The organism is Streptomyces sp. CB02923 (genome assembly GCF_001905005.1).
In the GTDB taxonomy this organism is placed as follows: Bacteria; Actinomycetota; Actinomycetes; order Streptomycetales; family Streptomycetaceae; genus Streptomyces.
Map to the genome: position 1 here is coordinate 672,243 of NZ_LWKZ01000012.1, position 12,439 is coordinate 684,681.

Genomic DNA, 12,439 nt, shown 5'->3' on the forward strand with positions numbered 1-12,439 from the left:
AACGGCACATTCGCATACACCCTGCATGACGGAGAGCCCGAGAATGATATCAGCACGGTACCCGAGGACCGCCGTGGACTGGACTTCCCATATCGAAGGGGTGTCAAGCGAGCGTTGCGATCTGGAAATGCTGTTGAAGGACGAGTGGCGCAACAAGATCGCGGTGCGGGACGACGATCCTGGTATCCGAGTGACGAAATACCAGGACCTGTTCATCGGTGGGCAGGACTACACCAGACTGAAGGACTCGCTGAGCGGCCGTGACGGTGCGTCGGTCGGTGCGTACGCGCTCGCTGCGCTGCACTGCGTCATGCGCGCGTACGGCCACGGGAACCAGACCGTCGCGGCACTCGTCGACGCCACCGGAACGGACGGCCTGCAAGAGGCCGGCGTCCTTCCGGTCGTCGTCGACCACGTCGAGCAGGCCCGGCTCACCTGCGCCGCGGCGGTGCGGCAGCTCGATGAGGCACTGCGCCGCGAAGACGCGTACCTGAGCCCTGCCGAGGTGCTGCAACGCGGTCTGTTCGACGCCCTGCTCGTGCTCGCCGACCGGGACGTGCCGCTGGACGCCCTTCCGTCGACCCCGCTCGCGGTGATCGTCCGAGACGTCGAGGCCGACGGGCGCCTCCAGTGGACGGTGGCCTACGCGGGGGACCTGTTCGAGGACAAGACGATCGGCGGCGTGCTCGACGTCGTCGGGGAGGTGCTCGGCCAGTTCCTCGCACGGCCCGACGACCTCGTCGCCGGCATCGAGCTGGCGTCGCAGGAGCAGCGGGAGCAGCTGCACAAGTGGAACGCCACCGACGGCGACTTCCCGGAAGGCAAGCGGCTGAACCACCTGTTCGAGGACGCCGCGCGGCGGACCCCGGACCGCGAGGCCGTCGTCTTCGACGACACCCGCCTGACCTACCGCGAGGTCGACGAGCGCGCCGACCAGGTCGCGCACTGGCTGCTCGGCCCCGCGATGGGGGTACGGCCGCAGGAACTGATCGGGCTGTACCTCGACAAGAGCGACCTGGGCGTCTTCGCCACCCTCGGTATCTGGAAGGCCGGCGCGGCCTATGTGCCGATCGACCCGGCCTACCCGTCCGACCGGGTGCGCTTCGTGGTCCGTGACACCGGCCTCCGCGGCATCATCACCAACCGGCACCACGCGGCGGGGCTGCGGGAGATCCTCGGTCCGGGGCACGCCGACGTCCGCATCATCGAGATCGAGACCGTGCTCGCGGAGCAGGACGCCGCCGGGAGCCCGCCGGGAGACGCACCGCGCCCGTCCCTGAGCAGCCAGGACCTCGCCTACCTCACGTACACCTCCGGCACCACCGGTGTGCCGAAAGGCGTACCCAAGTACCACGACAGCGTCGTGAACAGCATCACCGACCTGTCCGAGCGCTACGACATGCGGCGCCCCGGCGAGGAGCGGGTCGCCCTCTTCGCCTCGTACGTCTTCGAACCGCACCTGCGGCAGACGCTGATCGCGCTCGTCAACTCGCAGACACTGGTGATCGTCCCCGAAGAGATCAGGCTGGACCCCGATCAGTTCCCGGCGTACATCGAGCGCCACGAAGTCACCTACCTCAACGCCACGGGATCGGTGCTCCAGCACTTCGACCTGCGCCGCTGCACGAGCCTGAAGAAGCTGCTGCTGGTCGGTGAGGAACTGACGGCGGCCGGGCTCCGCCAGCTCCGCGAGACCTTCTCCGGCGTGATCATCAATGAGTACGCGTTCACCGAGGCGGCCTTCGTCACCGCCGTCAAGGAATTCGCACCGGGCGCGACGGAGCGCCGGGACCGCAGCATCGGCCGGCCGGTACGGAACGTGAAGTGGTACGTACTGAGCCAGGACCTGAAGCAGCTGCCCATCGGCGCCATCGGGGAGCTGTACATCGGCGGGTGCGGTGTCGCCCCGGGCTACCACAACCGGGATGACCTGACCTCGGAGCGGTTCATGACGAACCCGTTCCGGTCCGAGCAGGACCGGGCACGCAGCCTCAACGCCCGCATCTACCGGACCGGCGACCTGGCACGGGTACTGCCGTCCGGCGAAGTGGAGTTCATGGGGCGCAGCGACTTCCAGCTGAAACTGAACGGTGTCCGTGTGGAGCCGGGCGAGATCGAGGCGCAGGCCACCGAGTACCCGGGCGTGCGCAAGTGCGTCGTCGTGGCCCGCGAAGGAGCCGGCGGCAGCGCCGACCGCCGCCTGGTCGGGTACTTCGTGACCGAGCCCGCCGCGGAGGTGACCGAGGAGGAACTGCTGGCGTTCCTCGACCAGCGGCTGATACGGATCATGGTCCCCGCCCGGATGGTCCGGCTCGACAGCATCCCGGTCAACGTCAACGGCAAGGTGGACCGGCGCGCGCTGCCCGAGGTGGACCTCGCCCGTACGGACGGGCCGGACGCGCCCGCCGACAGCGGCAGCCGCCCGCCGGGTGCGGCCGGTGGCGTCCTCGACGAACTCCGCGAGATCTGGAGCACGGTCCTCGGCGTGCCGGCCGCGCGCATCCACGACCGCGACGACTTCTTCCGCCTCGGTGGCCAGAGCATCTCCTGCATCCTGCTCATCACCCGCATGCGGCGGCGGCTCGGCGCCTCCGTCAGCGTCGAGGACGTCTTCACGCTCCGGACCCTCGGCGAACTCGCGTGGCACCTGGAGCGGCAGCAGGACCGGCAGCCCGCACCGCACGCGGCCGTCGAGCCGCCCCCGGACGACGGCGAATCCGTCAGGCTGCTCGCGAACGGACTCCAGCAGGGCCTGCTCTACCACACCCTCAAGCGCAGGAACGGCGACGACGCCTACGTCATGCAGTCGGTGCACCGCTACCGGTGCGAGATCCGCCCCGACCTGATGCAGGAGGCGTGGCGGCACGCGCGGCGCAAGTACCCCGCCCTGCGGCTGCGCTTCGAGTGGGCCGAGGAGCCGCTCCAGGTCATCGACAACGACGACGCGCCCTTCGACTGGCGCTTCGTCGATCTGACCGGCGTGGCGGACTCCGGCGGGCAGGACACCCGCATCAAGGAGCTCCAGGAGCGGGACCGGACCGAGCCGTACGACCCGGGCACCGGCCGCCTCTTCCGGGTGTACCTGATCAAGCAGCGCGAGGACCTGTTCTCGCTGCTCTTCAGCTGCCACCACATCATCCTGGACGGCTGGAGCCTGCCGGTCCTCCACGACGACGTGCACCGCATGTATCTGCGCCTGGCCCAGGGCGAAGAAATCGAGCCGGCCGTGGACACCGCGTACACGGCGGCGCAGCGGGACTGGGACGCGCACCGCAACGACCACGTCGACTACTGGACGCGGCAGGTCGAGTGCATCGACGAGCGCGGCGACTTCGGCGGCCTCGTCCGCGAGGACATCCGGTACCAGGTCGCGCTGAGCGAGTACGACCACGTACGCGAACACCGGACGAAGAAGCTGAGCCTCGGCGCGGAGCGGACCGCCGCGCTCAAGGCGGTGTGCGCCGCCCACTCCGTCACCCTGCACTCGGTGCTGCAGTTCGTGTGGCACAAGGTGCTGTACGCCATCGGCGGCGGCAACACCACGGTGGTCGGGACCATCGTGTCCGGGCGCAACCCGCAGATCGACGGCATCGAGAACTCGGTCGGCCTGTTCATCAACACGCTCCCCGTGATCGTCGACCACGACGACCAGGCCGCCCGGAGCGTCGGCACCGCCATCCGCGACATCCAGTCCGCCGTGAACACGATGAACAGCAAGAGCACCGTGGAACTCGGCCGCCTGGAGACCGGCGGCATGAAGCGCCGGCTCTTCGACACGCTGCTCGTGCTGGAGAACTACCCGCTCCTCCTGGACGAGGCGGAGCAGCGGACCCATGACGAGCTGCTCCGCTTCGAGAAGGCCTACGACGCCGACAAGGTCGACTACCCGATCGCCGTCGTGGCCAGGGAGGAGGGCGACGAGCTGACGGTCACCCTCTGGTACGCGGGGGAGCTGTTCGCCGACGACACCGTCGACACGCTGCTCGACGTGACACGGACGCTGTTCGGGCAGGTGGCGGACGACATCACGCAGCCCGTCGACGGCCTCGCACTCGTACCGCCCGCGATGGTCGAGCGCTACGACGCCTGGAACCGCACGGAGACGCCGTTCCCGGCCGAGGCGACCCTGCACGGGGTGTTCGAGGAGAAGGCCGCGGCCTGGCCGGAAGAGATCGCGCTGGTCTACCGCGACACCCGGCTGACCTACCGGCAGCTCAACGAGCGCGCCAACCGGCTGGCGCACCACCTGGAGTCCGTCGTCCGGCTGCGGCCGAACGACCTGATCGGCCTCGTGGTGGACAAGAGCGAACTGATGATGATCGCGATCCTGGCGGTGTGGAAGACCGGGGCGGCCTATGTGCCGATCGACCCGGGCTACCCCGACGACCGCATCGCGTTCATGCTCCAGGACACCGCGGCCCGCCTCGTGGTGACCAACGAGATCCACGGCGAACGGCTGCGCACGCTGACCGCCGAGGCCGGGCTCCCGGTTCTCGGCATCGAGCGGCTGCCGTTGGCCGGGGAGCCCACGGACAACCCGGTCACGCCGGTGACGAGCACCGACCTGGCGTACGCGATCTACACCTCGGGCACGACCGGCAGGCCCAAGGCCGTCCTCGTCGAGCACCAGGGGGTCGTCAACCTCCAGGTGTCCCTGGCGAAGCTGTTCAAGCTCGACAAGAGCGAAGGCGACGAAGCCCTCCTGTCGTTCTCCAACTACGTCTTCGACCACTTCGTCGAGCAGATGACGGACGCGCTGCTCAACGGGCAGAAGCTGGTGGTGCTCGACGACACGATGCGCACGGACGCCGAGCGCCTGTACCAGTACATCAACGACGAGAAGGTCACGTACCTCTCCGGAACGCCGTCGGTCCTCTCGCTGTACGACTACACGACGACGACGTCCCTGACCCGCATCGACGCGATCGGTGAGGACTTCACCGAGCCGGTGTTCAACAAGATCCGCGGCATGTTCCGGGGCACCGTCATCAATGGGTACGGCCCGACGGAGATCTCGATCACCAGCCACAAGCGGCCGTACGCGGGGGACGAGCGGCGGTCGACCAAGAGCATCGGCCACCCGGTGGCGAACACCACCGCCTACGTGCTGAACACGTCGATGCAGCGCGTCCCGGTCGGCGGCATGGGCGAGCTCTACATCGGCGGTGTCGGCGTCGCGCGCGGCTACCTCAACCGCGACGAGCTGACGGCCGACCGCTTCATCGCCAACCCGTTCCAGACCGCGGAGGAGAAGCGGTCGGGGCAGAACGCGCGCATCTACAAGACGGGCGACCTGGTCCGGTGGCTGCCCAACGGCGAGGTGGAGTGCCTGGGCCGTACCGACCTCCAGGTCAAGATCCGCGGACAGCGCGTCGAACTCGGCGAGATCGAGGCGGCCCTGTCGTCGTACGCCGGCGTGACCCGGTCCCTGGTGATCGCCCGCGAGCACCGGGCCGCGGGGTCCGGAGCGGCACAGAAGTACCTCGTCGGCTTCTACGTCTGCGACCGCGAGCTGGACGAGCGGGACGTGAAGCAGTGGATGCGCAAGAAGCTGCCCGAAGCCGTCGTGCCCTCCCGCGTCCTGCGGATCACGGACATCCCGGTGACCCCCAGCGGAAAGCTGGACACGCGGCGGCTTCCGGAGACGGATTTCGGGCCCGGCGGCGGCGTGGAGTACGTCGCGCCCTCGAACGACGTCGAGGCCAAGCTGTGCGGCATCTGGTCCACGGTGCTCGGCGTCGCCCCGGACCGCGTCGGTGTGCATCACGACTTCTTCGCCCTCGGTGGCGACAGCCTCCGCGCCATGGTGCTCGCACAGGCCATCGCCACCAGCTTCGGCCGTGGCCTCGGCGTCGCGACCGTGCTCCAGCACACGACCCTCGGGGCACAGGCGCAGCACATCCGGGAATGGGCTGCACAGGCGGACGACGAGCATGCTGAGCGGGCGGCCGGACGGGCCGCGGAGGGCGCCGTAGCCCCTCTGGTGTCGCTCGCTCAGGAGCGCCTGCTGTTCATCGACGAATTCGAGGGCGGCACCGCTGCCTACAACATTCCGTTCGTCCTCCGGATCGCAATGGACAGTGCCGTGTCGCGGGAGTCGATCACTAAGGCGTTGGACACCCTGCTGCGGAGGCACTCCGCGTTGCGTACCCTGCTCAAGACGGACGAGGACGGTGCCCGCAGGCAGCACACAGTGCCGGAAGCAGACGCCTCGGCCCAGTTCGATGTGGCCGTGCACACCGTCGACAGCACCACCGAGCTGGACGCGAAGCTCGTCGAGCGTTCCGAGTACGTGTTCCGCCTGCACGAGGAACTGCCCCTCAAGGCGGACCTGTTCGAACTCGCCACGGCTCCCGGCAGCGTGTACCTGAGCATCGTCTTCCACCACAGCTGCTTCGACGGCTGGTCATGGAACGGCTTCCGCGGAGAACTGGCGGACCTCCTCCACGGCGTGCCCGCGGCGGAGCTGGGGACGATCCACGGCACCTACGCCGACTTCGCGGTGTGGCAGCGGCAGTACCTGGCCGGGCAACGCCTGTCGACGCTGACCGAGTTCTGGACGAACGCGCTGGCCGGGTTCGAGACGGTCCGCCTGCCGCTGGACCACCCGCGTCCGCCCCGGTTCGACTACCGCGGCCGGGAGATCGATTTCGACCTCGACGAGCGGACCACGGAGGCGCTGCGGGCCCTGGCCCAGTCGTCGCGGGTGAGCCTCTACAGTGTGCTGCTCAGCGCCTGGGGCCTCATGCTGCACATGTACACCGGCCAGCACGACTTCGTCGTGGGAACGCCCTCCGCCAACCGCGGGCGCCCGGAGTTCGACCGCACGGTGGGGTTCTTCGCCAACCTCCTCGCACTGCGCGTCCGCGTAGACCCGGACGCGACGCTGGCGGACCACGTCCGCGCGGTCGGCGCGGACGTCGTGGCGGCACAGGTGCACGGCGAGCTGCCGTTCGAGCAACTCGTCAAGGAACTCGACCTGGAGAAGGACCCGAGCCGCCACCCCGTCCTGCAGATCAACTTCACCCTGCAGAACGTCACGGACCGCACCCACGGCGACTCCCCGGCGGACGAGCGCCCGGCACTGACCGACTACAAGCCGGACGGCGGAGGCTGGACCGCCACCAAGTTCGACCTGTCGGCCACCCTCACCGAGACCGCGGGCGGCCTGGCGGGCAACCTGACGTTCGCCGCGTCGCTCTTCGACGACGCGAGCATCGGCGGCTTCATCACCACGTTCCGGCACGTCCTCGGCGAGTTCGCCCGGCTCTCCTCCCACGGCGGCGACGCCAGGCTGGCGGACGTCACCTGCCTCGACGCAGCGGACCTGGCGGCGCTGGTGGCCGACGCGGGCGACGGCACCGCCACGCCGGCCCGCGCCACCGGCCCGTCCCGGACGCTGCACGGGGCGTTCGAGGAGGCGGCCGCGGCCTGGCCGGACGAGACCGCGGTGGTCTGCCAGGACACCCGGGTGACCTACCGGCAGCTGGACCGGCGCGCCACCCGGCTGGCCCACCACCTGCGAACCGTCGTCGAGCTGAAGCCGAACGACTTCGTCGGCCTGGTACTGGACAAGAGCGAGCTGATGATCACCGCGATCCTGGCGGTGTGGAAGGCCGGGGCGGCCTATGTGCCGATCGACCCGGACTACCCCGACGACCGGGCCGCGTTCATGCTGGAGGACACGCGGGCGCGGCTGGTGCTGGCCAACCGGACCCACGGCGAACGGCTTCGCGGCCTGCCGGCCCTGGAAGGCCTGCCGGTACTGGACATTGAGGCACTGCCGACGAACGGCCCGGCAACGGAGCAGCCGGAAACGGCGGTCACGAGCGCCGACCTGGCCTACGCGATCTACACCTCGGGCACGACGGGCAGGCCCAAGGCGGTGCTCGTCCCGCACCGTGCGGTGGACAGCTTCCGGGAGCAGGTGGGCAAGCGCCACTTCGAGGCACCCGACGTGTCACGCCAAGGTGTCCTCTTCCTGGCCAACTACGTCTTCGACTTCTCCGTGGAACAGCTGGCGCTGTCGGTCCTCACCGGCCACACACTCGTCATCCCGCCGCCCGCACCCGCCCACGACGACGGGTTCTACGACTACGCCGACCGGGCGGGCCTGACGTACGTGAGCGGTACGCCGACGCAGATCCAGCAGCTCGACCTCGCACGCCTGACGCACCTGCGCCATGTGCTCGTCGCCGGGGAGGCCTTCCACGAGCGTCACTTCGAGAAGATCCGGAGCGAGTACTCCGGCCCGATCAGCAACGCCTACGGGACCACGGAGACGGCCGTCTACAACACCGTCCGGCGCTTCGAGCCGGGTGAGCGCTACCTCGACACCTGCGGGCAACCGCTCGGAAACACCCGGCTGTACGTGCTCGGCGACACGTTGCAGATGCTTCCGCCGGGAGCGGTCGGCGAGCTGTACATGGCCGGCGAGTGCGTCACGGACGGGTACCTGAACAGGCCGGAACTCTCGCGTGAGCGGTTCCTGCCGGACCCCTTCCGGCCCGGGGCCGAGGGCCGTGACGGGCGCGGCCCCGTCATGTACCGCACCGGAGACCTCGTCCGGCGGACCCGCGACGGCGAGATCCGGTACGTGGGACGCAACGACGCCCAGGTCAAGATCCACGGCCTCCGCATCGAACCCGCGGAGGTGGAAGCGGTCCTGGCCCGCTGTCCGCACGTACGGGAGTGCGCCGTCGTCGTCACGGCGGACGACGGCGCGCCGGACAGCAAGCGGCTCGTCGGCTACTACGTGGCGGACGACGGCGCGGCCGTCGACGAGGACGAGATCTTCGCCGTCCTGCGGGCGAAGCTGATGCCGGGCATGGTGCCGTCGCTGCTGGTCCGGCTGGACGGGCCGCTGCCGATGACCACCCAGGGGAAGCTCGACACCAAGGCGCTGCCGAAGGTGGCCCTCGCGGCGAAACGAGCGGCCTACGCGGCCCCGCGCAACCGTACCGAGGCGCGGCTGTGCCAGCTGTGGAGCGCCCAGCTGCCGGGCGGCACGGTGGGCATCGAAGACGACTTCTTCCGGTCGGGCGGCGACAGCATCAGCGCCCTGCGCCTGGCGAGCCAGGTACAGCGGGAGGTCAAGCGCAAGGTCAGCGTCAAGGACATCTTCGACTTCCCCACCGTCCGTCAGCTGGCCGACAACGTACTGGCCGGAACGTGGAGCGGGCACGGCACGAAGACCGACGCGGGCGCGGAGCCCGAACAGGGCAGGCTGACCGGCGACTGCCCGCTGCTACCCATCCAGGAGTGGTTCTTCGCCAAGCCGCTCGCGGACCGCGACTGGTGGAACCAGAACTTCGCCGTCAGGACACCACTGCTCGATGTGCCGAAGCTGCGTGCGGCCCTGGCGAAGCTGGTGGAACACCATGACGCTTTCGGCCTGCGCTACGCGGCGTCCGGTGACGACGGGGAGATCACCCAGACCTACGCCGCCGACCGCCAGGACGTCGTCCTGCATGAACTCGACGTACACGGCATGCCGGACGAGGACATCAGCAGGCAACTCGCGCAATGGCAGAGCGGATTCGACCTGGAACACGGGCCGGTCCACTGCGCGGCGTACCTCCACGGCTTCGACGACGGCACCGCCCGCGTCTGGTTCGCCCTGCACCACCTGATCGTCGACACCGTCAGCTGGCACATCCTCGCGCAGGACCTGGAGATCCTGTACCACGGCGGGGAGCTGGAGGAGAAGACGAGCAGCTACCGGCAGTGGGCCGAGGCGCTGCGCCGCTATGTCCCCGGAGCGGACGAGGAGCGGTTCTGGGCGGAGACCGCACGGGCCGTGGCCGCGTCGCGGGGCGGACTGTCGGCGGCGACGGACAGTGCGGCGGCGGACGGCGCGGCGGCGAACGGCGCGGCGACGCACCGGGAGGAATTCGCGCTGAACCCGTCGGACACCCGGACCCTGCTCACCGAGAGCCACCGGGCGTACGACACCACCATGAACGACCTGCTGCTGACGGCAACCGGATACGCGCTGCGGTCGATCACCGGGCTGGCGACGAACCACCTCACCGTCGAAGGCCACGGCCGCGAACGGTTCGACGGAGCCCCGGACGTCCGGGACACGGTCGGATGGTTCACGACGATGCATCCGCTGGCCGTCGAGGTGGACCCCCAGGACCTCGGACGCAGCATTCGCGGGACGAAGGCGGCCGCCCGGCGGGTGCCCCACCACGGCATCGGATACGGCGCCCTCTTCGGCAGGTACGGCGGTGAGCGCGCGCCGCTTCCGCTGGTCAGCTTCAACTACCTCGGGCGGATGCCCGACGAGGGGCAGCAGGCTCCGGGGGAGACGGCGGGCTGGCACATCGACTCGGTGATGTCCGGCAGCAACATCTCCGGCCGCAACCGGGGCGCCGACCAGTTCAGCCTCGACGTGACGATGAGGTGCGCCGACGGCCGCCTGGTCACGGTGGTCGACAGCCGGCTGGACCGGGCCACCACCCGGCGGTTCACCAGCGAACTGGAAGCCTGGCTGGAGAAGTTGATCGCCCACACATCAACCGTGGCGGGCAACGGAACCGGTCACGCGCAGGCAGGACCGCAGACCGCTCCCGCGGACGCCTTCGACCCGTACCTGCTCGTGAACGAGGACTGCGCGGAACACACCCTCTTCGCCTTTCCGCCCGGCGAGGGCGGCGCCGAGAGCTACCTGAGCAATATCGCGCAACGGCTGCCGGGGCACCGGATCGTGCTGTTCAACAATGTGCACCTGCACGCTCCGATGAAGTCCTTCGAGGACCTGGCCCGGTTCTACATCGAGCACATCCGGCAGCTACAGCCGTCCGGCTCGTACAGTTTCCTCGGCTGGAGCTTCGGCGGAGTCCTCGCTCTGGAGGTGTCGCTGCAACTGGCGCGTGCGGGCGAGAAGATCGACGACCTGTTCCTCGTCGACCCGTACCTCAACGTACGGGAGGCGTCGGCCCGGATCGGGCTCCCCGACGTCGAGGACATCCTCGACCCGATCAACTACCACTACGCTCCGAGCCGGACCGACCTGGAGCGGCTCGGCGCCGGCATCGGAAATCTGGTGCTGTTCAAGGCGGGCGAACCGAACGACATCGTCCGCGACGACCAGCAGCGCCGGCTGTTCGCGTTCTATCAGCGGTCGCCCTACAACGGCCTGGACGCCCTCCTGCCGGCCGAGTCCATCGAGAAGAACCTGCTGCGCGGTGAGACCCACCATTCGTGGGTGCGCAACGAACGTCTGGTCATCGGTATGTGCGAGCGCATCTCGACATCGCGGAGGAAAAGACTGATGGGGCGTTGAATCCGCAGTGGTGCGGCGCATCCGCAGTGGTGCAGCACAGGTCGCGGCCGGGCGTATGAGGCGCTCGGCCGCCCGGAGGAAAAGGCTTCCCGTCGCGTCCAGTCACCAGCGCTGTCGCTGGGTGCAGAGTCCCTGGAAGGTTTCATGTCCATTTTGATGCCGTCGGCAGAAGTACCGACGATTGACGTCTCGCCGCTGTTCGGAGACGACGCGGAGGCGAAGTCGAGCGTCGCGCAGGAGATCAACAAGGCGTGCCGCGGGTCTGGTTTCTTCTACGCGTCGAACCACGGCGTAGACGTACAGCTGCTGCAGGACGTGGTCAACGAGTTCCACCGGAACATGACCGACCAGGAGAAATACGACCTGGCGATCCACGCCTACAACAAGAACAACCCGCACGTGCGCAACGGCTACTACATGGCGAGCAAGGGGAAGAAGGCGGTCGAGTCCTTCTGCTACCTGAACCCGTCGTTCGGCGACGACCACCCGATGATCAAGTCCGGGACGCCGATGCACGAGGTGAACATCTGGCCGGACGAAACCCGGCATGCCCGCTTCCGGCCCTTCTGCGAGAAGCATTACCGGGAGATGTTCCGGCTCTCCACGGGGATCATGCGGGGGATCGCGCTGGCGCTGGGGAAGCCCGAGGACTTCTTCGCCGCCGCGCTCGCCGAGGCCGACACCCTTTCTTCCGTGTCGCTGATCCGCTACCCCTACCTGGAGGACTACCCGCCGGTCAAGACGGGGGCGGACGGCACGAAGCTGAGCTTCGAGGACCACCTGGACGTCTCGATGATCACCGTGCTCTACCAGACCCAGGTGCAGAACCTCCAGGTCGAAACGGTCGACGGCTGGCAGGATCTGCCGACGTCCGAGGAGAACTTCCTCGTGAACTGCGGTACGTACATGGGCCACATCACCAACGACTACTTCCCGGCCCCGAACCATCGCGTGAAGTTCGTCAACGCGGAGCGGCTCTCCCTGCCGTTCTTCCTCAACGCCGGACACCACAGTGTCATCGAGCCGTTCGTGCCGGAGGGCGCGGCCGAGAAGGTGAAGAACCGGCCGATGTCGTACGGCGAATACCTTCAGCACGGCCTGCGCGCACTGATCGTGAAGAACGGCCAGACCTGAGGGCGAACCTCAAGA

General features: G+C 68.7%; 2 protein-coding genes. Both read left to right on the forward strand.

The features are described from left to right. The first annotated feature begins 127 nt into the window (after nt 1–127). Complete coding sequence (locus tag A6A06_RS14490) at nt 128–11,290, forward strand: non-ribosomal peptide synthetase (RefSeq protein WP_199930865.1); 11,163 nt, start codon at nt 128–130, stop codon at nt 11,288–11,290. A 144-nt stretch (nt 11,291–11,434) separates the two neighbouring features. Beyond that, nucleotides 11,435–12,424 carry a 2OG-Fe(II) oxygenase family protein gene (locus A6A06_RS14495; protein ID WP_073761606.1) on the forward strand — a complete coding sequence of 330 codons (990 nt, stop codon included), beginning with the start codon at nt 11,435–11,437 and terminating at the stop codon, nt 12,422–12,424. Nucleotides 12,425–12,439: the final 15 nt, after the last annotated feature.

Bases quoted from the DNA above. Each gene is read 5' to 3' on its own strand.
- A6A06_RS14490 (WP_199930865.1), top strand. From the start codon at position 128: ATGCTGTTGAAGGACGAGTGGCGCAACAAGATCGCGGTGCGGGACGAC.
- A6A06_RS14495 (WP_073761606.1), top strand. From the start codon at position 11,435: ATGTCCATTTTGATGCCGTCGGCAGAAGTACCGACGATTGACGTCTCG.